Consider the following 20,881-nt stretch of genomic DNA (forward strand, 5'->3'; position numbering starts at 1 on the left):
GTCACGACGCGGGCCGCAGCATGTAACCCACCCCGCGCACGGTGTGGATCATCGGCTCGCGGTCGGTGTCGACCTTCTTGCGCAGGTAGGAGATGTAGAGGTCCACGATGCTGGACTTCCCGCCGAAGCCGTAGTTCCACACCCGGTCGAGGATCTCGGCGCGGCTCAGCGCCCGGCGCGGGTTACGCATCAGGTAACGCAACAGCTCGAACTCCGTCACGGTGAGGTTGATCGGCTCACCGGCACGGGTGACCTCGCGGCTGGCGCCGTCGAGCACCATGTCGCCGACCTTCAGGGTTTCGTCGGCCGGCGGTGTGGTGTGGCTGGACCGGCGCAACAGCCCGCGCAGCCGGGCCACCAGCTCCTCGAGGCTGAACGGCTTGGTCATGTAGTCGTCGGCCCCCGCGGTCAGACCGGACACCCGGTCCAGCACCGAATCCCTGGCCGTCAGAAACAGCGTCGGCGTGTAGCCGTCGGCCTCACGCATCCGCTGCAGGATCTGCAGCCCGTCGATATCCGGCAGCATGATGTCCAAGACCACCACATCCGGTTCGATCTCGTCGAACTTTGCTACCGCGTCATGGCCGTTATGGGCCACTTCGACTTCCCAGCCCTCATAGTGCAGGGCCATCTTGACCAGGTTGGTCAGCGCCGGCTCGTCATCGACCAGCAACACCCGGATAGCTGATCCGTCGGCGCGGTGGATCTTCGGCAACTGTCCGAGGATGGCCTGGCGGGGTTGCTGGGCTCGGGGGGATACGGACATCGTCGTCATATTTCCATTGTGCGGAGTACACAGAGTGTTGTCACGGAGTTCATATGGAGTTCTAAGGGAATGCTGTTTCTATGATTCCTCTATGACCGTCGTCACGTTCGTGACCAGTGGTGATCTAGATCAAACGCATTGCGATACATACAGTTTCAAACGAGTAGGTGAACAATTGGTGCCGCCTGCAACCATTTGTTGAATGGTTTGCCCTGCGCACCAGGCATATTCGCGCGGCTCGATACTCCGCCGAAACATTTGGGTTCTCTATGCATGGCCCAAACTTCCTTGCACGCGCTCACAGCGATAAATACTCTCGCCCACAGTAATTGGGTGTTGCCGAGCTACAACTGAGCCATAAGTCGACTTGTGTCGCACTGTGCTCCAACACCTTTCGAAGTTGTTTACCGACAACGACGTCAATAACTTTGTGCGGGTCCGCAACGAGGCGGGTCCGCGCATCACCAACTCCAGACGGAGGCGCACCATGCAGCAAACCACCCAACTCGCCGAACGGGCCCGGGCCGTTCTGCGGTACGACGTACCCGCCTCCCTGGTGGTCTTCCTGGTCGCCCTGCCGTTGTCGTTGGGTATCGCCGTTGCCTCCGGCGCTCCGGTACTGGCCGGCATCATCGCCGCCATCGTCGGCGGCATCATCGCCGGAGCCCTGGGCGGATCGCCGCTTCAGGTCAGCGGGCCCGCGGCCGGGCTGACAGTCGTGGTGGCCGGACTGATCTCACAGTTCGGCTGGGCGGTCACCTGCGCCATCACGGTGTGCGCGGGCGTGCTGCAGGTGCTGTTCGGCCTGAGCCGGGTGGCGCGCGCCGCACTGGCAATCTCCCCCGTCGTCGTGCACGCGATGCTGGCCGGCATCGGCATCACCATCGCGCTGCAGCAGATCCACGTGCTGCTCGGCGGCAGCTCCAACAGCTCGGCCTGGGCCAACGTCGCAGAACTGCCAGGTCAGCTGGTCAACGCCCACGGTCACGGCGTCATCCTGGGCGCACTGGTGATCGCGATCCTGGTGGCGTGGCGCTGGGCACCGGCAGCGGTGAAGAAGGTGCCCGGCCCGCTGGTGGCCATCGTCGGCGTCACCGCGCTGTCGCTGCTGGCCCCGTTCAGTGACGTCACCCGCATCCAGATCAACGGCTCGCTGCTGGACGCGCTGGCCCTGCCCAGCCTGCCCGACGGCAACTGGAGCGCGTTCGCCGCCGGTGTGCTCACCGTCGCACTGATCGCCAGTGTCGAGAGCCTGCTGTCGGCGGTTTCGGTGGACCGTATGCACACCGGCCCGCGCACCAACTTCGACCGCGAGATGATCGGCCAGGGCGCCGCCAACATCGCCTCCGGCGCCATCGGCGGGCTGCCCGTCACCGGTGTGATCGTGCGCAGCTCCACCAACGTCGCGGCCGGAGCCCGCACCCGGGCCGCGGCAATCCTGCACGGCGTGTGGATCCTGGCGTTCGCAGTGCCGTTCGCCGGCCTGGCCCAGATGATCCCGACCGCCGCCCTGGCCGGCCTGCTGATCGTCATCGGCTGCCAGTTGGTCAAGCGTGCGCACATCGAAACAGCCCGGCGCACAGGTGATCTCGCGGTGTACGCGGTGACCGTGGTCGGCGTGGTGTTCCTCAACCTGCTCGAAGGCGTGCTGATCGGACTGGCACTGGCGGTCGCGCTGACCGTGTGGCGGGTGGTGCGTACCAACATCGTCGCCGAGCCCACCGGTAAGGACACCTGGCGGGTCGCGATCGAGGGCTCCTGCACGTTCCTGTCCCTGCCGACGCTGACCAGTGCGCTGGCGCAGGTGCCGTCGGGTACGGCGGTGACCGTCGAGCTGTCGGTCGACTTCATCGACCACGCCGCCCACGAGACCATCGAAGAATGGCAGCGCCAGCACGTGGCCACCGGTGGCACGGTCGACATCCACGACGTCGGTGTGGTCGAGATGGGTAGCGCCGTCACCGGTCCGCCGATGCGGGGCTTCACACCGTTCGACAAACGCTCCGGCGTGGTGCCGTGGAGTTCCTGGCAGCGCGAGGAGTCGGCTTCGGTACTCCACGGCCTGGCCGCCTATCACCGTCGCACCGCCCCGATGCTGCGCCCGCACATGCAGGAACTGGCGCATGCGCAGCGGCCCGAGACGCTGTTCCTCACGTGCGCCGATTCGCGGGTGGTGCCCAACGTCATCACCAGCAGCGGTCCGGGAGACCTGTTCACGGTGCGCAACGTCGGCAACATGGTGCCGGCCGGCCAGGCGGACGCCTCGATCGAAGCGGCCATCGCGTTCGCGGTGGACAAGCTCAACGTCTCCTCGATCGTGGTGTGCGGACATTCCAGCTGCGGCGCGATGACCGCGATGATGGGCAAGACCGACGCGGGTGATAAACACCTGGAATCCTGGCTGGCCCATGGCAATCCATCCGTCGACGCATTCGATGAGGGTCGTCACCCGGTGGCGCTGTCGGCGGCTGAGGCAGGCTTCGGCACGGTGGATCAGCTGTCGATGGTCAACATCGCAGTCCAGGTGCAGACCCTGCAGGCACACCCATTGGCGCGACGGGTCAACGTGATCGGCCTGTTCTACGACATCGCCAGCGCCGGCGTGCTGCGGGTGACGCCGACGCACGTCGAGACCCTCGCCGACGCCGCGTAGGTTCTCTCCCCGCACGGCTTGCACCGCGAGTGTGCGTGTCTGGTGCCCGACACACTGTGTCTCGGCAGCAGTTCACGCACGCTCGCGGTGTCTTGTCAGTCCTCCAGTTGATCAGGCGCGGTCGTGGAGAGTGACCTGATAGCCGTCAGGGTCGGCGAAGGTGAACGTCCGACCGAAGGGTCCGTCGATCGGCGCGGAGACGATGGTGTGCCCGTCGGTGACGAGAGCATCGTGAATGGCCTGAACGTCCGTGGCGTGCAGCCAGATCGCGGCCCCGATGCCGGGCTGAGCAACAGAGGCAAGGCCGGTTCCGGGAAGGACCTCCCGGAGTGCGAACGCGATCGGCTCGGTCTCGAAGACAACAGCGTGCGGAGGTCCCGCCTGCGAGCGGACGAGGCCGAGGTACCGCTCGTAGAACGCCTGCGAAGCTTCGAGGTCGCGCGCTTGGAGAGAGATGAAGTCGGGGCCGGTGGCGGGCATGACGATGCTCCTTCGTTCGTGTCAGTTTTCTGACACGAACGAAGCTATGTCAGAATGCTGACATGAGTCAAGACGGCGTCGACCTCCAGACGTCACTGGGTTATCTGCTGAAAGAGGCGTCCAGTGTCCTGCGCGCAGCCATGGAGGAGGCGCTGCGGCCGCTCGGGATGAACGTGACGCGCTACGCCTGCCTCGAGCTGCTGGCTCAACGACCGGGCTTGTCGAACTCCGAGCTCGCCCGGGGCGCCTTCGTGACTCGGCAGTCGATGAACGTGCTGCTCCAGGCCCTCGAAAGAGAGGGCTACGTGACCAGGCCCGCGGAAGCGCCCGTCGGGAAGGTTCTCCCCACCCGGCTCACCGCGCGCGGACGGCGCAGCCTCGACAAGGCGACCGTGGCGGTTCGGTCCGTCGAGGTCAGAATGCTGGCCGGCATGACCGAGACCGAGCAGTCAGACGCGTTCCGGGCCCTGCAGAGCATGATCCGGTGCCTGCGCGACGGCGACGACGGTACGTAGCGCGAATCAGTAGTGGCCCGGGCCGCGGCCGGCCATGTCCTCCAGGCGGCGGATCCGGTCGTCGATCGGCGGATGCGTCGAGAACAGCTTGCCGATGCGCTCGCCGGCCCGGAACGGGCTGGCGATCATCAGATGCGCCTGATCGGCCAACTGGGGCTGCGGGGGCAGCGGCGCCGCCTCGACCCCACCGGAGATCTTGCGCAGCGCCGAGGCCAATGCCAGTGGGTCACCGGTCAATTCGGCACCGGACTGATCGGCCTGATACTCACGCGAACGCGACACCGCCAGCCTCACCACGGTGGCCGCGATGGGACCCAGCAGCGAAACCAGAAGCATGGCAAGCGGATTGGTGCCCTCACGGTTGCCGCCGAACATTCCCGCGAACATGGCCATGTTGGCCAGGGCGGTGATCACCGACGCCATCGCGCCCGCCACACACGAGATCAGGATGTCGCGGTTGTAGACGTGCGAAAGCTCATGGCCGAGAACCGCACGTAGTTCACGCTCGTTGAGGAGCTGCAGAATGCCGGTGGTACAGCACACCGCGGCATTGCGCGGATTCCGTCCGGTGGCGAACGCATTCGGGTTCGCGGTGTCGGAGATGTACAGGCGCGGCATCGGCTGATGCGCCGTGGTGGCCAACTCCCGCACAATCCGGTAGATCTCGGGCGCCTGTACCTCGGTGATCGGCTGGGCGTGCATGGCGCGCAGCGCCATCTTGTCGCTGTTGAAGTACACGTAGGCGTTCATGCCGACGGCGAACAGCACGGCCAGGTACATCACGTTGCGGCCGAACAACGAACCGACGAACACGATAAATGCCGACATTCCGACCAGCAGGAAGAATGTCTTGATCCGGTTCGCGTGCGGGTTCCACGTCATCGCAGTTTCCTCCTAGGCAACTACTCGGCAACCATCGCTGATTAAACGCTCAGTTACCGCCCGTGGTTCCGGAATCAGCCGTGACGATTGACCGTGTAGTCCACGAGAGTGGCCAGCGCGTCCCGCCCCGGCCCGGCCGGGAGGTCTGCCAACACGTCGCGAGCCTGCGCCGCGTACTCGGCCACGGTCTCTTTGGCGCGTGCCATACCGGTCGACCGCCGCAGCAGCGTCAGCGCCTCGGCGACGTCCTCATCGCGCTCGACCGGGCCGGCCAGCAACTCACGCAACCGGTCCGAGTCCGGGCCCGAGTCGCGCAGCGCGTAGAGCACCGGCAGGGTGTGCACGCCCTCACGCAGGTCAGTGCCCGGGACCTTGCCCGATTCGTCGGGATCGCTGTCGATGTCGATGATGTCGTCGGAGATCTGGAAGGCGGTGCCCACGATGCCGCCCAACCGGTGGAGCCGGTCGATCTGGTCGGCGTCGGCCCCCGAGAACGTCGCGCCGAACCGCCCCGAGGCGGCGATCAGGCACGCGGTCTTCTCGTAGACCACCTTGAGGTAATGGTCCACGGAGTCGACATGCTCGGCCGCGCCGCGGGTCTCGCGCATCTGACCGGTCACCAGTTGCGCGAATGTGTCAGCAATCACACGCACCGCGTCGGGCCCGAGCAGTGAAACCAGCCGCGAGGCCGTGGCGAACAGGTAGTCGCCGGCCAGGATGGCGATGTTGTTACCCCAGCGGGCGTTTGCGCTGGGCGCCCCGCGTCGCATCTGGGCCTCGTCCATCACGTCGTCGTGATACAGCGTGGCCAGGTGCACCAGCTCGATCACCGCAGCCGCGATCGCGACCTCGGGATCGTCGGGCCGGGGGCCCAGGGACGCCGAGAGCACGGTGAACAGCGGGCGGAACCGTTTTCCGCCGGCCTGGAACAGGTGCTGGACTGCCTCGGCCATGAGCTCATCGGCTTTGCCGAGCTCATCAGACATCAGTTGTTCGATCCTGGCGACGCTGTCCCGGACGTCGGCGGCGAACGCCGCGTCCCCGAAATCAACGCCTGCCACCACAGTCGCTGGTGTCCTCATTCGTCCAACATACTGGGAGCAATGGATATCAAGGCAGACGTGGTCGTCGTCGGCGCGGGACCGGCCGGGTCGGCGGCCGCCGCATGGGCGGCTCGAGCCGGTCGCGACGTGCAGGTGGTCGACGCGGCGCAGTTCCCCCGGGACAAGTCCTGCGGCGACGGGCTGACGCCGCGGGCCGTTGCCGAGCTGGAGCGGCTCGGCATGGGCCCGTGGCTCGACACCCGGATCCGGCACCACGGCCTGCGGCTGTCGGGATTCGGCGCCGACGTCGAAGTCCCGTGGCCCGGGCCGTCGTTCCCGTCCACCGGAAGTGCGGTCCCGCGCACCGAACTCGACGACCGGATCCGCTCGGTCGCCGCCGACGACGGCGCGAAGATGCGCCTGGGCGCCAAAGTCGTTGGAGTGAATTACGACTCGCGCGGGCGGGTCGAATCCGTACAGCTCGACGATGGCGCCACGATCGGTTGCACGCACCTGATCGTGGCCGACGGGGCCCGCTCCACCCTGGGCCGCGTGCTGGGCCGCACCTGGCACAAGGAAACCGTCTACGGCACCGCGATCCGCGGCTACATCGCCTCACCGCGCGCCAACGAGCCGTGGATCACCTCGCATCTGGAGCTGCGCTCCCCCGAGGGCCAGGTGCTGCCCGGCTACGGCTGGATCTTCCCGCTGGGCAACGGTGAGGTGAACATCGGCGTGGGCGCCCTGGCGACGGCCAAACGTCCCGCCCACGCCGCGCTGCGGTCGCTGCTGTCGTACTACACCGAGCTGCGCCGCGAGGAATGGGGATTTACCGGGGAGCCGCGGGCCGCATTGTCGGCGCTGTTGCCGATGGGCGGCGCGGTATCCGGGGTGGCCGGGCCCAACTGGATGCTGGTCGGCGATGCAGCGGCGTGCGTCAACCCGCTCAACGGCGAAGGTATCGACTACGGGCTGGAAACCGGCCGGCTGGCGGCCGAACTGCTGGGGTCCGGCGACTATTCACACGCCTGGCCCGCACTACTGCAGGACCACTACGCCCAGGGGTTCTCGATCGCCCGAAGGCTGGCCCTGCTGCTCACGCTGCCCCGGTTCCTACCGGCCTCCGGCCCGCTGGCGATCCGCTCGTCGTTCCTGATGAACATCGCCGTGCGGGTGATGGGCAACCTCGTGACCGAGGAGGACGACGACTGGGTCGCACGGGTGTGGCGCACGGCCGGGCTGGCCTCGCGTCGACTCGATCAGCGCAAACCGTTCAGCTGATCGCGATCAGTTGCGGTTGAGCATCCAGATCCGGGCGGACAGCGCCGTCGCGAATGCACACCACAGCGGATAGGGCGCCAGCGCCGCGCCCGACGCGCCCTGCGCCTGCACCGCCCGGCGGGTCAGGTCGGCGCTGCTGCCGGTCAGCACGGCGGCGGTGACGGCCGCGGCGCCGAGTTGGCGGCGGGAGAAGAACACCCATGACCATGCGGCGTTGACGGCGAGGTTGCCGGCCAATGCCACCGTGTAGGCGCGGGCCTCATCCTGATGCCCGTCGGTGCGCAGCCGGTCGATCGTGCGGGCCGACACCACCGCGATACCGACGTACAGGATCGGCCAGACGATCGGAAACGCTTGTCGCGGAGGCTGAAACGACGGCTTGCGCAAGGACTCGTACCAGTTCGACTGCGCGGGCCTGCTGGCCAGCCCGCCGACGAGCGCGGTGGTCAATGCCGCAGTGGCCGTCTTGGCCAGGGTGATCGGTCGCATGCCGGTGTGGTTACCCCGATCGGGTGGCGCGCACACCCACGTGCTGCTCGCCGATTTCTACACCCGGGTCGTGATTCGCGCCTTGAACAACCCTGGCGTAGAAAACGGTGACGATTGAGCAGAACGACCTAGCGTCAGCGGTACTCGCACAGGTAGGCGGTCTCGGTCTCGACGCGCAGCTGGAACTTGCTGTCGGCGGGCACGGTGAACTGAGTGCCGGCCGCGAAGGTCTCCCAATCCTCGCTGCCGGGCAGCTTGACGGTGAGCGCACCGGAAACCACCCGCATGATCTCGAGCTGGGTGGTGCCGAACTCGTACTCGCCGACGGCCATGACGCCCACGGTCGCGGGCCCCTCCGGCGTCGTGAAGCCGATCGATGCGACGTCGCCACCGAAGTACTCGTTGACCTTGAACAATGCGGCTCCTTGAAGTCGGGTGAGCGGTCAGAATACCCGGGCGAAAAGCACCCGCCACCAGCTACACCACGTACTTGAGCACCCCGAGCATCGCGTTCTCGTCGGCCGGCTCACCGGCGCACCGCTCGAGTGCGGCCAGCACTGCCGACGTGTCCATCCCGGTGCCGATCAGCACCAACTCGGTGGCACCCGCGCGCCGCTTCTCGAAGCGCAGCGAGCTGCCGACCAGCTGCAGCAGGAAGCTCTGGGCGCCGAAGTCGACGAAACCTTTGGCACGGTAGAGCCCAACGGGGCGATCCCGCAGAAACTCCATGAACAAGCGTGGGTTGACCGCGGCATCGGTGCGGAACTCGACGCTCTGATACTCGGGATGGTCGTGGTCATGCTGGTCGTGCAGCAGCTCGTCGAAGGACAGCTGGGCCTGCGGCGCCCGCTTCGGCGGTTCGATCAGCATCTCGGGGTCGATGCGGGCAAAGTCGGTGGGCAGCACCGGAACCCGAGGACTGAGCTCGCGGATCCGCGCGAGTAATCCCTCGACGTCGGTGCACGAGGACGCCTTGTTGAGCACCACCAGATCGGCGACCGGCAGCCCGTGACTCAGGTCGGGTTGCAGTCCGTCGAGGACCAGGGCCAACCCGGCGTAGTGGAAGCGGGGATCGTCGACCGTGATGATGGTGCGGGCCAGGGAGGCCGGTTCGGCCACACCGCTGGCCTCCACCACGATCAGATCCAGCCGGGGTTTGACGGCGGCGAGCTTGCCCAGCATCTCGCCGACTTCCTCGCCGTCGACCACACAGCAGATGCACCCGTTGGACAGCGACGCCATCGCGTCGACCTGACCCGCCACCAGCATGGCGTCGATGTTGACCGCGCCGAAGTCGTTGACCAGTGCACCGATGCGGACGCCGCGGCTGTTGCGCAGCAGGTGGTTGAGCAGGGTGGTCTTGCCGGCGCCGAGATGCCCGGCGACCGCCAGCACGGGTACGGATCCGGTCGACGTCACCGGGCCATCGTAGGGTTATTGGGAATGGTTTTCATCTGAGCAGGTCAGGTCGGCCAGCGGGCATCGACGATGTCCAGCACGTTAGGCAGCTTGGCCCGGTACCGCGCCTTGTCGGCGGCCTTGAACGGGGCCCACCACGGCGCCTGGAACAGCTCGACGATCTTCACCTTCGGGCCCGCATAGCCCGACGCCAGCAGCACCCCGTTGGCGGCGTAGCGACCGCCCTCGTTGGCGCCCTCCATCGTCGTGACGTTCTGGTCGGTCTTGATCCACTCGCCGGCCAGGAACAGGTTGTCGATCCCGGTCGTGGCTTCCGGCCGGCGCGCCCACGACCCAGGGTCCTGAATGAACAGCGGTTCGTCGTTGCGCACATTCGGCGTGCCCGAGTCGATGATCGCCGGGTCGAGGAACCACGAGTGCAGCATCGCGTCGGTGAGCACTATGCCGGTGTCGTTGAGGTGGGCCTTGATCTGCGCCCAGGCCTCGGCCGCGATCTGCGGTGGCGTGCATTGCCGGGCGCTGAGCCCGTTGAAATTGCCCGGGGTGCTCCAGTCCGAGAGGATCGCCGACAGACAGTCTTTGACGGTCCCGTCGCCGTACGACGTCAGCGGCCGTTTCCAGAACTGTGCCTCGCTGATCGACGTGAGCCCCCAGCCGGAGTCGACGTAGTTGACGTGGCCCTTGGTGACGTCGACGCGTTCCCGCAGGAAGAACATCAGGCCGTTCATCCACTCGGTGCGCAGCGCGGCCACCGAGGCCAGCTTGGGATCGGCGGCGATCACGTCGGGGGTCAACACCGCCGCCAGCTTCTCGCACGGCACGGCGGAGATGTACCAGTCGGCTACCACCGGTTGAGCCACCCCGTTGCCGTCGACCACCGTCGCCGAGGCGATGTGGCGGCCGTTGGGAGTCAGCCGGGCCAGCGCCTGCCCGAGCCGGAACGTCACTCCCAGCGACTGCAGGTGCGCCACCCAGGGGTCGATCCACTGCAGGCTGGTGGGCCCGTTGAGCACCCGGTCGAATCCCTTGTTGTCGATATCGTTGCCCAACAACAGGATCGACCACACCGAGGCCTCACCGACCAACCCGATCGAATGTGCGCTGGCGTCTTTGGATTTGGAGGCGGCAAGATTCCGGATGATGCCGTCGGCCAGATACCGGTTGTACTCCTTGCTCTTCCGGTCCGCTCCGATGTATCTCTCCCACGTCATGTTGTCCCACTGGCCGAGCTTGCGCTCGTCGCAACTGGTGACGTAGACCGCGAGCTTCTGAGCGGCGTACACCGCCTCCAGGGGCGGCAGCCGGAACAACGTCTGGAACACCGCGGCCACCGACTCGGTGAACGCCTTCGGGGTGATCGGGTTGGGCAGCGTCGGGATCGGAAACGGCAGCGGGATGGTCAGATCCGCCCGCCCCAGCCCCGAGTGCAGGTACGACGTGGCCCGGGTCAGGTTCTGCCAAACTCCGAAGGTGTTGCCGGCGAACGGGATGCGCCGCATGGTGTCGGTCACGTTGCGGTAGAAGCCCGGGAAGAACCGGAAGCCGTGTTCGGCCGGCAGCGGACTGCCCGTCGCGCTCGGCGCCGGGATCGACCTTGCCTTGCCGCCCAGCGCTTTCCGTTCGAACACCGTGACGCGGTACCCGCGCTCGGCCAGTTCGTGCGCGGCGGTCAGGCCGGCCACCCCGGCACCGAATACCGCGACCGTGGACCCCGGCGCTGCGCGCGCGGCTCCCGGCCTGCTCAGCGCGGCCGCGGCCACCCCAGCCGTGGCCGTGCCGGCCAGAAACGACCGCCGCGAAACATGACGCTCCCCAACCCCACCCGACATACCGACACCACCTCAGTTCGGCAACCCCTGTGCGCGCTAAGTTAACGGCGATTCTCCAACGAACAGGCCCGACACGCCGACCTGAATGCCGTCCGAATTGATCCGATCGATTGATCACATCACTCGGGATTGAACCACTACAGAGGCCACAACACGGGTACTGCGACTCGAGAATGCTCATTCACTTAATTGTTGCGGCGACGTCATGAAATGTGACATGCTCCACAGACGACCGGGGGGTCGAAACGGTGCTCAGCACAGCCGGTGCCACCGGCCGGCCCCGCGCATGCCACGACGAGCGCGGAAGGAACTCGATGACCTACGAGCTACCGGCGTCCAAGGGTCCCGTACGGGATGTCCTGGTCCAGGGCGGCTACGTGCTCGGCTTCTCGGTGCAGGCGCTCGTCAGCGTTGTCACCGCGGTGGTCCGCCGGCGCCTGGTGCTCGACGAGGTCGTCACCCAGACCCTGTTCATCGGCCGGGTATGCACCGGTCCCGCCCTGCTACTGATGATGCCCATCGGCGTGTTCATCGCGGTGTCGGTCGGTGAGCTGGCCGGGCGCATCGGCGCCGGGGGTTACTCGGGCGCAGTGGTGGCGTTCATCATCGTCGGCCAGGCCGCGGCCCTGGTGTGCGCGTTGATGATGGCCGGTGTGGCCGGTTCGGCGATCTGCACCGACCTGGGATCGCGCACCATCCGCGAGGAGATCGACGCGATGGAGGTCATGGGGCTGGATGTGATCGAGCGTCTCGTCGCGCCGCGTCTGGTCGCCTCCGTCATCGTGGCGCTGGCCCTGTGCTCGATCGTGACCTTCGGCGGCGTGATGGCCTGCTACCTGTATCACATCAGCGTGCAGCACCTGCCCGCCGGAACGTTCCTGGCCACCTTCAGCCAATACGGTCAGGTGTCGGATTTCGTTATGGCACTGATCAAGTCGGCGGTGTTCGGGCTGACCGCGACCCTGGTCGCCACCTTCAAGGGCCTGCACGCCAAGGGCGGGGCCGGCGGCGTGGCCAACGCGGTGAACGAGGCCGTCGTGCTGGCCTTCGCCCTGGTCTTCATCCTCAACACCACGATGTCGGCGCTGTACACCGTGGTGGTTCCGGCCGTGGGCAGTTACCGGTGACCGCGATCACCAGCAGCGCTGCCCTGCACCGGATTTCGCGGCCCGCGCGCGCCGGGTACGACGCACTCGCCGTCGCCGGCCAGCACGTCACGTTCTACGCCAAAGTCCTGGGGTCCCTGCCGTACGCCCTCGTCCGCTACCGCAAGCACACCCTGGGACAGATCGGCGAGGTCACCTTCGGCACCAGCTCGCTGCTGTCCGGCGGCGGAACCATCGGCATCGTGTTCGCCATGTCGCTGGCCGCGGCCATGATGCTGGGCGTCGAGACCCAGCGCGGCCTGGATCTGGTCGGGATGAACACGCTCTCGGGCATGCTCGCCGCGATCGCCAACACCCGCGAACTGGCGCCCGTGGTGGTGGCAATCGCGTTGGCCGCCAAGGTCGGAACGGGATTCACCGCCCAGATCGGGGCCATGCGGATCTCTGACGAGATCGACGCACTCGACGCCATGGCGCTGCGCTCCATCCCCTACCTGGTCGGCACCCGCGTGCTGGCCTCGGTGGTCTGCGTCATCCCGATCTACATGATCGGACTGCTGGCGAGCTACCTGTCCACCCGCACCGTGGTGGTGATCTTCAACGGCGCCTCCCCCGGCACCTACGACTACTTCTTCCACCTGGCCCTCGGTCCGCGAGACCTGCTCTACTCCGGGATCAAGGCCATCGTCTTCGCGATCGTGGTGGCGCTGGTGCACTGCACCTACGGCTACTTCGCCTCGGGCGGGCCCGCCGGGGTGGGGCAGGCCGCGGGACGGGCACTGCGCACCGCGATCCTCGCGGTCGGCATCCTCGACGTGCTGCTGACCTTCGCGCTGTGGGGCCTGGTCCCCGAGATCCCCGGGATGGGAATGTGAACGGGCCAGGCAGATCCAGGAAGCGAAGCAGGCGCACCGACCCCAGCCGGGCGAAACTGGCGCTGCGCGGGCTGGCCGCGGCCGCCGTGGCGATGGCCGTGGCATCCGTGCTGGTGGCCCGAGCCTCGGGACATCTGGAACGCAGCGCCGATGTGTTCGTTGGGGTGCCGGTGTCGGCCGGGTTGATCACCGGCGGATCCCCGGTCCGCTACCACGGTGTCAACGTCGGGCGCATCGCCGACATCGAGTCGGGCACCCGCACGTCACGGGTCCGGCTGGCGATCGAACCCGACAGCCTGGGCATCATCCCGTCCTCGGCGGTCGCGCGGATCGTGCCCCGCACCTTTTTCGGCGACATCTATCTGCAACTCGTTGACCCGCAAGGCAACCGGTCGGCCACCGGGCTGAAGCCGGGAGACACCGTGGCGATCGATGACAGCCCCGACGCGATGGCGCTCTACGACGTGTTCACCAAGATCGTCGAACTGTTCTCGCAGATCAAACCCGAACGCATGCAGACCGCCCTCACCGCGATCAGCCAGTCGCTGCGTAACCGCGGCACCGAGCTGGGCACCACGATCGACAACCTGAGCGCCAGCGCGCAGGTCCTCACGCCGTCGCTGGTGCGATTCCTCGACACCACACCGCAGTTCCGGGATGTGATGGCCTCGCTGAACACCGCGACCCCCGACATCATCTCGACGCTGTCGGCGGCGACGTCGGTGTCCAATCGGATGGTCGACGACCAGAAGAAGTTCGCCTCGGCCATCGACGGTTTCGCCCGGTTCTCTTCAGTGCTCACCTCGTTCATGTCCGATCACCGCGAGCAGTTGATCACCGTGGTCGACTCGGCCGGGAAGATCATGGCGACCACCGCCGCCCAGCCCCTGGGTCTGGTCGACACCCTCGCCGGCGCACAGTCGTTCGGCGAGGCCGGCGCCAAGGTGTTCGCGACGGGCAAGTTCAACATCACCGCCGTGGCGACCTTCGCCGGACCGATGCCGTACTCGCTGCAGGACTGTCCGGTCTACGGCAACACCCAGGGCGCGCGCTGCGCCGAATCCGCACCGTCGGGCGAGGTGCCGGATCAGCCGGCCGACGTCCTGGCCCGCCCGGCCGCCGACCTACCCGTCAATCCTCTTACCCCGCCGGCCCCGCACCTGCCCACGAATTCGTTCCTGCCGCCGGGGCCCGGGTTGCCGCAGTCGGCGCCGATCCCCACGGAACCGCTTCCCGCCGAGGCGGTTCCAGGGGCCGCACCCGCGTCAGCCGTCGTCGACGCCGACCGCCAGGCCCATGCCCTGGCGGTCCTGCAGGACCAACTGATCCCCCCGACCGGTGCCCCCTCGACCCAACCCAACATCGCCACGGTGCTCATGCTGGGCCCGCTCGTGCGCGGCACGGAAGTACAGGTCTCATGAACCGCAACGGTGGTTGGCAGTCGTGGGCCAAGCTGGGCGCCTTCGGCACGGCCGGGATGCTCAGCGCGGTGCTGGTGATCAACACCCTGTCGGTGCCGGTGCGCGGTAGCACCGTCACCTACCAGGCGCAGTTCACCAGCGTCGAGGGCCTCAACGTCGGAAACCCGGTGACCATGAACGGTATTCGGATCGGCCGGGTGGATTCGATCCGGTTCGCCTCCAACGCCGACGGCACCAGCCGGGCTGACGTCGACATCGAGGTCAACTCCGACTTCACCCTGACCGGCAACGTCACCGCGGCGGTGCGCTACGGCGACATGCTCGGTGCCCGTTACGTGGCCCTGTCCGACCCGGGCGGCGCCATCATGGACGTCTCCACCGACGAACCGCCGGCCAGGCTGGCCGCCGGCGGCGTCATCCCCCTGGCCCAGACCTCGCCGGCGGTGGATCTGACCGCATTGCTCAACGGGTTCAAGCCGCTGTTCGACGCGCTGGCCCCCGAGCAGGTCAACACCCTTACCCGCGGATTCGTCGAGACCTTCAGCGGCCAGGCCCAGACCTTGACGACGCTGCTCACCCAGATCGCAGCCATGACATCGAGTTTGACCAACAACGCTGGGATTTTCACCCAGCTGATCGACAACATGTCGGCACTCATGCGGACCATGAACACCCGTCAGCCGCAGTTGGAACAGATGCTCACCGGGCTCAACCGGCTCAGCGCCGCGGTGACCTCCGGCGACCGGCAGTTCGAGATGCTCATCGACCAGGGCAACGCCGTGCTGGCCACTCTGGCCAACACGGTGAACAACTCCAGCGCCGCCTATGGAGACACCATCACCAATCTCAATTCCATGCTGCAGACCTGGCAGCCCAACACCGAGCAGTTCACCACGCTGCTGGCCCGGCTCCCGGAGTTCGGCGATGCGATCAACCGGACTTCCAGCTACGGCGGGTTCGTCAGCCTGTACCTGTGCAACTTCACCCTCAAGATTCGCAGCCACGAAGCCAACATCTTCGGCAGCAGACATTCCGAGGTGTGTTTGTAGATGTTCCTCGTCAAACTGATCGACCTCTTCGTCGGCGCGGTGATCTTCCTCTTCGTCAAAGATCAGCGCAAACACAACCCGTCAATCCCCTTGGCGCTGGGCATGATCGGCACGATCACCCTGGTCGCCATCATGGTCGTCTCGATCGGGATCCCCCGCGCCGTCTACCACATACGGACCAACGCGTATGTCGCCGAGCTGGCCAATGCGAGCGGACTGTCCGGTGGCGATCCGGTGTATGTCGCCGGGGTCCCGGCCGGGCGGGTGGAGGACGTGGCCTTGGCCGGCGACCGGGTCCGCGTCGGTTTCCGGCTGGACAAGGCTCAAGCGCTGGGCAACCGCACCACCGTCACGGTGCGACTGCGGACGGTGCTGGGCAAGCGGTTCCTCGACGTGATGCCCGCCGGGACCATCAACGGGTTGGACTCCAACGTCATCCCGTTGTCGCGCACCACCGTCCCCTACAGCCTCGACGAGGTGGGTCGTAAGGCCGCCGACACCGCCGAGCACGTCGACCAGCAGCCGTTGACGGCGATGATGAGCACCCTGGCCGAGACGATGCCGGGCAACAGCACCGAGCTCGGCAAGGCCCTGGCCGGGATCAGCGCGGCCAGTTCGGCGTTCGCCGACAACGGCGACAAGATCGACGAGATCCTGCGGATCAGCCGGTCGATGACCGAAATGCTGTCCCACCAGACGGATTCACTGGCCGACACCGCGGCCAACGCGCAGTACATCGTGTCCTCACTGGCCGCGCGGCGCCAGGCACTGACCGACATCGTTCACAACCTGACCGCGATCATGCGGCACCTGGCCGCGATCTACACCGAGAAGCAGGCCGATTTCAGCAGTCTGATCACCGGCCTCACCGCGGTCACCGGAACCTTGAAGGCCAACGTGGACAAGATCGACCAGACCCTGCAGAAGATGCCCCCGGCGATCCGGGCGGTCACCAACGCCACCGGCAACGGCAACTGGGCCGACGTCAACTCACCGTCCGTGGTGATGCCCGACAACCTGTTGTGCTTCCTCAACGTTCAGCGGGAGTGCCGATGACTCGTGAAAACCGGAGCATCGCTTCCGTACTCGTCGTGGTCCTGTGTCTGGCCGCCGGCGGCTGGTACGTGTTCGGCCGCACCGACCGGGCCCGGACCGTGCACGCCGACTTCGGCTACATCAACGGCATCTACCCGGGCAGCAAGGTCACCGTGCTCGGGGTGCCGGTGGGACGGGTCACCGCGGTGACGCCGCAGGGCACCACGGTGCGGGTCACCATGACCCTTCCCGACGACGTCATGCTGCCCGCCGAACCGGACGCCTATGTGGTGAGCCCGGCGCTGATCAGTGACCGCAGTGTCGAACTCGGCCCGGCCTACAGCGGAACCGGGCCCACCCTGACCGACGGGCATGTGATCGGAGCCGACCACAGCCACTCCCCGATCACCTTCGACAGCATGCTCGGCAGCCTGAGCACGCTGACCTCGGCGATCGGCCCGCAACAGGGCGACATCGGTGCAGTGCTGACCCGAGGCGCCGAACAGTGGCACGACCAGGGCAAGCTGTTCAACTCCGCGATGCGCAACCTCAGCGCCGCCAGCGGCGTACTCGGCGCCCGGGCCGAGGACATCGGCGCGGTGGTGGACAACCTCAGCACGCTGATGGCCGCGTTCAACCAGCGGCAGGTGTCGCTGAACCAGATGGTCGACGAACTCGGCCAGGTCGGCGGAAGCTGGGCCGACGCCAACGTCGACATCGCCCAGCCCATGGCCGATCTCAAGGTCGTGCTCGATCAGGTCGACACCTTCGTCACCCAGCACGGCGACGACCTCGGCACCATCGCGGCCAACCTCAACGCCGTCGGCGACGTACTGACCGCCAATCAACCCCAGCTGGCCGAATTCATGGACCTGGTACCGCTGATGATGCAGAACCTGTCCAACACCGTCGGCCCCGACCGGCGCGGCCGGATCCGGCTCAACGTATCCACGGTGCTGACCCAGTTCGCCGCGGCGCAGAACTTCTGCGACCGCAACATGTTGCCGATGTGCGTGGGGGCCGGGATCACCAACCCGATCTCCTACCCGATCAGTCGGTCGGACCCGCTGGGCATCGTCACCGCGGTCACCGGCAACACCCCGCCGCCGAACCCGAAGTACCCGAGGTGAACGGTCATGTCTAGATCCCTGGTTCGCCTCTCGACCGGCTGCGCGGTGGTCGTGGCCGCCGCAGGCGTATGGGCGTTGAGCGATATCGGAATTCAGGACCTTCCCCTGGGCCGCACCTCCCCCACCGACACCATGGCCGTCACGGTGGTGCTGCCGACCGCCGACGGCATCACCATCGGCGCCGACGTCCGCAACGGGCAGAAGGTGGTGGGCCGGGTCAGCGGAATGAGCCTGGCCGCCTCGGGAGCCTCGGTGCAGCTGAGCCTGGCCGACGCCGACGGCCTCGACTCCGGAACCGTCGCCAGCGTGGAACTCCCATCGGCCCTGGGCAATCCGTTCGTCCGGCTCAGCAGCGCACAGCTGGCACCCCAGCGTGCGCTGCGCGACGGCGACGTGATCCCGCCCAGCCACACCGAGCTCGGGCCGCAGATCGAAAGTGCGCTGGCCACCTTCGGGGCGCTGTTGTCCCGCAGCGGTGTCGACCAGCTCGCCACCATCGTCACCGAACTGGACAAGGCATTCGGAGGCCGGGGCGACAAGGTGCGCGGGCTGATCGACTCGATGTCGCTGCTGGCCGACAAGGCTTCTGAGCACCAGGGCGAGTTCGATCAGGCGATGAGCCTGGCCGCCAACATCACCGGGCAGTTCGGCCGCGAGCAGAAAACCGTGGCGGGATACCTCGACGCCGTACCCAAAGTCGTGGCGATGCTCGACGTGCAGCGCGCCAAGCTGCAGACCCTGTTCTCCTCGACCACCGCGCTGGCCGCCACGGCCAACAGTGTGCTGTCGTCGACCGACCTGAACGCGATGGTGACCGACGCGGGCACCGTCATCGGCATGATGGGCACCTTCAACGACCGGCTCGGCGGGATGCTCACCGCGATGAACACCTTCCTGGAGAAGTTCGGCAACTCCGTCCACGGCGACTACCTGATGTTCGATGGCGCCCTGGACATTCCGGGCACCATCGACAAACTGCTCACCGGAGGGTTGATCGTCAACGGCACCCCGATCACCGGGGACGTGGCCCTGGAGGGGTTCTTGTCGGGAGGTCTGAATTGAGACGCCTGGTAGTGGTTCAGCTGGCGATCTTCGCGGTGATCGCCGTGATCGTCATCCCGTTCGGAATCCGCTATGTGGCCGGGCCCCAGGGCTTCCGGACACCGATGACCCTGACCGCGACGATGACCGACGCGTTCGGCCTGACCGCGGGAACCAGCGTCACCGTACGCGGCGTGCAGGTCGGTACCGTCGACGATGTGTGGCTGGCCCCCGACGGGACCGCGATGGTGCGGCTGGCGATCGACCCGGCCACCCGGATCCCGCGCGACGCGATCCTGACCGTCGGGATGGGCACGGCCGCGGGTATTCAGAGCGTCGACATCATGCCGCAGTCCGACGCCGGGCCGTACCTGGCCTCGGGCGACACCATCGCCGCACCGGCCGACCGGCAACCCATCCAGATGGACCGCATCATGGGCGACACCGCGCAACTGGTGAAAGGCATTGACACCCAGGCGGTTCAATCGGTCGGCACCGAACTGTCGAATGCTTTCGACGGGCTGGGCCCCGATCTCGCCATGCTGATCGACAACGCGTCGGACATGTCCACCCGCATCCGCAACCAGACCGGCCAGCTGCAGCCTCTGATCGACGGCACCGCCGAGCTGGTCACCACCATGGCCGGCCAGGGCGATCCCTTCGTCCGCGGCATGGGCGCCAGCGCCCGTCTGGCCAATCAGCTCGACGGCAGCGGCCCGGCCTTCCTGTACCTGACCGACCGCTCACCGGCTGCGCTGAAGTCCCTGCAGCGGGTTCTGGACACCTATCAGGGCACGTTCGGCGCCACCCTGGCCAACCTGGCCACCGTCACCCCGATCATCGGGGACCGCACCGACTCACTGCAGACCGGCCTGTCGACGATCCCCAAAGGCCTGCAGGATCTGACCTCCATCGTGAAGGTCGACGCCACCGGCCAGACCCGGGCCGATTTCTCGTTGATCGCCACCCAGGGGCCGGTGTGCAATTACGACGTCGACCGCCGGGCCATCGGCGATGTCAGCGCGAAAGAGCCCAACCTGGTGATGTACTGCCCACCCGCGCCCGACATGCTGATGCGGGGTGCGGTCAACGCACCCCGACCCAACGATCTCGGCCTGCAGAACTCACAGACCCCGGGGTATCCGATCGGACCCGAAGTGGTCAACGACCCAGTGCAGATCCCGACCCTGGCCCAGCTGGCCTACAAGTGGCGCAGCATCCTGAAAGGTGGCCCGCAGTGAGCAATTCCGATGATGGCGACCAGCGCATTGAATCGGTGCTGACGTTGGAGGATCCCGCTGAAGACACAGCAGACGAAGCCGACGCACCCGAGACTGCCGTAGAGGCGGAGGTAGACGAAACCTCCGCGCCCGGCCGGCGCAAGCACCGGCTCGTGGCGGGCCTGGTTGCGCTGCTGGCCGCGGCCGCCACGGCCGCGCTGGTGGTGTTGTCGATCAGTGAGTACCACCACCGCCAGGACGAATCGCTGCGCACCGAGGCCGTGCAGATGTCGCGTGACTATCTGGTGGCGATGGCCGCATTCGACTACCAGAAGATGGACGCCAACCGTGAGCACATCGTGGCCAACTCCACCCCCGGGTTCGCGGCCAAGTACGACGAGATGGTCAAGGCGCTTCGCGACATCGTGGTGACCAGCAAAGGCGTCGCGACCGCAACGGCCGATCACGTCGTCGTCGACTCGCTCGACGGCGGCACCGCGACGGTCGTCGCGTTCGTCGACCAACACGTCACCAATGTGACTGCGCCACAGGGAAGTAATCAGAAGTACCGGATGGTGGTCAAGCTCGTACGCAGCGGCGACCGCTGGATCGTCGACGACGTGCAGACCGTATGACCCACTGTTAGC

At 66.9% G+C, this 20,881-nt stretch carries 20 protein-coding genes; 12 read left to right on the forward strand and 8 right to left on the reverse strand.

Annotated features, from left to right (window positions below):
- Nucleotide 1: 1 nt before the first annotated feature.
- On the reverse strand, nucleotides 2-775 hold the full coding sequence (locus ACWEFV_RS31285) for a response regulator transcription factor (protein ID WP_135458254.1): 774 nt from the start codon (nucleotides 773-775) through the stop codon (nucleotides 2-4).
- A 478-nt stretch (nucleotides 776-1,253) separates the two neighbouring features.
- Here ACWEFV_RS31285 and ACWEFV_RS31290 point away from each other — a divergent pair, with 478 nt between their 5' ends.
- Complete coding sequence (locus tag ACWEFV_RS31290) at nucleotides 1,254-3,419, forward strand: SulP family inorganic anion transporter (protein ID WP_135458256.1); 2,166 nt, start codon at nucleotides 1,254-1,256, stop codon at nucleotides 3,417-3,419.
- A gap of 111 nt (nucleotides 3,420-3,530) precedes the next feature.
- Here the strand turns inward: ACWEFV_RS31290 and ACWEFV_RS31295 are convergent, their stop codons facing one another.
- On the reverse strand, nucleotides 3,531-3,899 hold the full coding sequence (locus ACWEFV_RS31295; RefSeq protein WP_450073046.1) for a VOC family protein: 369 nt from the start codon (nucleotides 3,897-3,899) through the stop codon (nucleotides 3,531-3,533).
- Between the two features lie 62 nt (nucleotides 3,900-3,961).
- Here ACWEFV_RS31295 and ACWEFV_RS31300 point away from each other — a divergent pair, with 62 nt between their 5' ends.
- Nucleotides 3,962-4,414: a MarR family winged helix-turn-helix transcriptional regulator gene (locus tag ACWEFV_RS31300; protein WP_450073047.1), complete on the forward strand. Its 453-nt coding sequence runs from the start codon at nucleotides 3,962-3,964 to the stop codon at nucleotides 4,412-4,414.
- A gap of 6 nt (nucleotides 4,415-4,420) precedes the next feature.
- Here ACWEFV_RS31300 and htpX read toward each other — a convergent pair whose 3' ends face one another.
- Both htpX and grcC1 read right to left on the reverse strand, forming a co-directional pair.
- Nucleotides 4,421-5,296 carry a zinc metalloprotease HtpX gene (htpX, locus tag ACWEFV_RS31305; RefSeq protein ID WP_135458258.1) on the reverse strand — a complete coding sequence of 292 codons (876 nt, stop codon included), beginning with the start codon at nucleotides 5,294-5,296 and terminating at the stop codon, nucleotides 4,421-4,423.
- 74 nt (nucleotides 5,297-5,370) lie between these two features.
- On the reverse strand, nucleotides 5,371-6,378 hold the full coding sequence (gene grcC1 / locus ACWEFV_RS31310; RefSeq protein ID WP_167857981.1) for a nonaprenyl/(2E,6E)-farnesyl/geranylgeranyl diphosphat synthase: 1,008 nt from the start codon (nucleotides 6,376-6,378) through the stop codon (nucleotides 5,371-5,373).
- Nucleotides 6,379-6,399: 21 nt separating this feature from the next.
- Here grcC1 and menJ point away from each other — a divergent pair, with 21 nt between their 5' ends.
- Nucleotides 6,400-7,620 (forward strand): menaquinone reductase, encoded by a 1,221-nt coding sequence (gene menJ, locus ACWEFV_RS31315; protein ID WP_135458260.1) that lies wholly within the window; start codon nucleotides 6,400-6,402, stop codon nucleotides 7,618-7,620.
- 6 nt (nucleotides 7,621-7,626) lie between these two features.
- Here the strand turns inward: menJ and ACWEFV_RS31320 are convergent, their stop codons facing one another.
- The 4 genes from ACWEFV_RS31320 to ACWEFV_RS31335 all read right to left on the reverse strand — a co-directional run bounded on the left by ACWEFV_RS31320 (nucleotide 7,627) and on the right by ACWEFV_RS31335 (nucleotide 11,357).
- Nucleotides 7,627-8,109, reverse strand: coding sequence for a TspO/MBR family protein (locus ACWEFV_RS31320; RefSeq protein WP_450073048.1), 483 nt, complete (start codon nucleotides 8,107-8,109; stop codon nucleotides 7,627-7,629).
- Between the two features lie 134 nt (nucleotides 8,110-8,243).
- Nucleotides 8,244-8,525 carry a pyrimidine/purine nucleoside phosphorylase gene (gene ppnP, locus ACWEFV_RS31325; protein ID WP_135458265.1) on the reverse strand — a complete coding sequence of 94 codons (282 nt, stop codon included), beginning with the start codon at nucleotides 8,523-8,525 and terminating at the stop codon, nucleotides 8,244-8,246.
- A gap of 61 nt (nucleotides 8,526-8,586) precedes the next feature.
- Nucleotides 8,587-9,528, reverse strand: coding sequence for a CobW family GTP-binding protein (locus ACWEFV_RS31330; protein ID WP_450073049.1), 942 nt, complete (start codon nucleotides 9,526-9,528; stop codon nucleotides 8,587-8,589).
- A gap of 44 nt (nucleotides 9,529-9,572) precedes the next feature.
- The gene (locus tag ACWEFV_RS31335) at nucleotides 9,573-11,357 is read right to left on the reverse strand and encodes a hydroxysqualene dehydroxylase (RefSeq protein WP_450073050.1); all 1,785 of its coding nucleotides are present in this window, start codon (nucleotides 11,355-11,357) and stop codon (nucleotides 9,573-9,575) included.
- Nucleotides 11,358-11,671: 314 nt separating this feature from the next.
- Between ACWEFV_RS31335 and ACWEFV_RS31340 the strand changes: the two genes are divergently transcribed.
- Genes ACWEFV_RS31340 through ACWEFV_RS31380 form a run of 9 tightly spaced genes read left to right on the forward strand, consistent with a single transcriptional unit; the run spans nucleotide 11,672 to nucleotide 20,869 of the window.
- Nucleotides 11,672-12,484, forward strand: coding sequence for an MlaE family ABC transporter permease (locus ACWEFV_RS31340; RefSeq protein ID WP_450073051.1), 813 nt, complete (start codon nucleotides 11,672-11,674; stop codon nucleotides 12,482-12,484).
- A gap of 23 nt (nucleotides 12,485-12,507) precedes the next feature.
- Complete coding sequence (locus ACWEFV_RS31345; protein ID WP_450073076.1) at nucleotides 12,508-13,338, forward strand: MlaE family ABC transporter permease; 831 nt, start codon at nucleotides 12,508-12,510, stop codon at nucleotides 13,336-13,338.
- Nucleotides 13,335-14,759, forward strand: a complete 1,425-nt coding sequence (locus tag ACWEFV_RS31350) for an MCE family protein (protein WP_450073052.1) — start codon at nucleotides 13,335-13,337, stop codon at nucleotides 14,757-14,759. Before ACWEFV_RS31345 ends, ACWEFV_RS31350 begins: the two co-directional genes overlap by 4 nt.
- Nucleotides 14,756-15,808: an MCE family protein gene (locus ACWEFV_RS31355; protein ID WP_450073053.1), complete on the forward strand. Its 1,053-nt coding sequence runs from the start codon at nucleotides 14,756-14,758 to the stop codon at nucleotides 15,806-15,808. The genes ACWEFV_RS31350 and ACWEFV_RS31355 overlap by 4 nt, the downstream gene beginning before the upstream one ends.
- Entirely contained in the window at nucleotides 15,809-16,864 is a 1,056-nt protein-coding gene (locus ACWEFV_RS31360; RefSeq protein ID WP_450073054.1) for an MCE family protein, read from the forward strand.
- On the forward strand, nucleotides 16,861-17,973 hold the full coding sequence (locus tag ACWEFV_RS31365) for an MCE family protein (RefSeq protein WP_450073055.1): 1,113 nt from the start codon (nucleotides 16,861-16,863) through the stop codon (nucleotides 17,971-17,973). Before ACWEFV_RS31360 ends, ACWEFV_RS31365 begins: the two co-directional genes overlap by 4 nt.
- A 6-nt stretch (nucleotides 17,974-17,979) precedes the next feature.
- Nucleotides 17,980-19,035 carry an MCE family protein gene (locus ACWEFV_RS31370; protein WP_450073056.1) on the forward strand — a complete coding sequence of 352 codons (1,056 nt, stop codon included), beginning with the start codon at nucleotides 17,980-17,982 and terminating at the stop codon, nucleotides 19,033-19,035.
- Complete coding sequence (locus ACWEFV_RS31375; protein WP_450073057.1) at nucleotides 19,032-20,255, forward strand: MlaD family protein; 1,224 nt, start codon at nucleotides 19,032-19,034, stop codon at nucleotides 20,253-20,255. Before ACWEFV_RS31370 ends, ACWEFV_RS31375 begins: the two co-directional genes overlap by 4 nt.
- Entirely contained in the window at nucleotides 20,252-20,869 is a 618-nt protein-coding gene (locus tag ACWEFV_RS31380) for a mce associated protein mas1a (protein WP_450073058.1), read from the forward strand. Before ACWEFV_RS31375 ends, ACWEFV_RS31380 begins: the two co-directional genes overlap by 4 nt.
- Nucleotides 20,870-20,881: the final 12 nt, after the last annotated feature.

It is taken from the genome of Mycobacterium sp. NPDC004974 (genome assembly GCF_053600815.1).

Excerpts from the sequence above, each read along its gene's own strand:
- menJ (WP_135458260.1), top strand. The coding sequence starts at position 6,400 with ATGGATATCAAGGCAGACGTGGTCGTCGTCGGCGCGGGACCGGCCGGG.
- ACWEFV_RS31355 (WP_450073053.1), top strand. The coding sequence starts at position 14,756 with ATGAACCGCAACGGTGGTTGGCAGTCGTGGGCCAAGCTGGGCGCCTTC.
- ACWEFV_RS31290 (WP_135458256.1), top strand. The coding sequence starts at position 1,254 with ATGCAGCAAACCACCCAACTCGCCGAACGGGCCCGGGCCGTTCTGCGG.
- ACWEFV_RS31365 (WP_450073055.1), top strand. The coding sequence starts at position 16,861 with ATGACTCGTGAAAACCGGAGCATCGCTTCCGTACTCGTCGTGGTCCTG.
- ACWEFV_RS31285 (WP_135458254.1), bottom strand. The coding sequence starts at position 775 with ATGACGACGATGTCCGTATCCCCCCGAGCCCAGCAACCCCGCCAGGCC.
- ACWEFV_RS31340 (WP_450073051.1), top strand. The coding sequence starts at position 11,672 with ATGACCTACGAGCTACCGGCGTCCAAGGGTCCCGTACGGGATGTCCTG.
- ACWEFV_RS31335 (WP_450073050.1), bottom strand. The coding sequence starts at position 11,357 with ATGTCGGGTGGGGTTGGGGAGCGTCATGTTTCGCGGCGGTCGTTTCTG.
- htpX (WP_135458258.1), bottom strand. The coding sequence starts at position 5,296 with ATGACGTGGAACCCGCACGCGAACCGGATCAAGACATTCTTCCTGCTG.
- ACWEFV_RS31295 (WP_450073046.1), bottom strand. The coding sequence starts at position 3,899 with ATGCCCGCCACCGGCCCCGACTTCATCTCTCTCCAAGCGCGCGACCTC.
- ACWEFV_RS31370 (WP_450073056.1), top strand. The coding sequence starts at position 17,980 with ATGTCTAGATCCCTGGTTCGCCTCTCGACCGGCTGCGCGGTGGTCGTG.
- grcC1 (WP_167857981.1), bottom strand. The coding sequence starts at position 6,378 with ATGAGGACACCAGCGACTGTGGTGGCAGGCGTTGATTTCGGGGACGCG.
- ACWEFV_RS31300 (WP_450073047.1), top strand. The coding sequence starts at position 3,962 with ATGAGTCAAGACGGCGTCGACCTCCAGACGTCACTGGGTTATCTGCTG.
- ACWEFV_RS31320 (WP_450073048.1), bottom strand. The coding sequence starts at position 8,109 with ATGCGACCGATCACCCTGGCCAAGACGGCCACTGCGGCATTGACCACC.
- ACWEFV_RS31360 (WP_450073054.1), top strand. The coding sequence starts at position 15,809 with ATGTTCCTCGTCAAACTGATCGACCTCTTCGTCGGCGCGGTGATCTTC.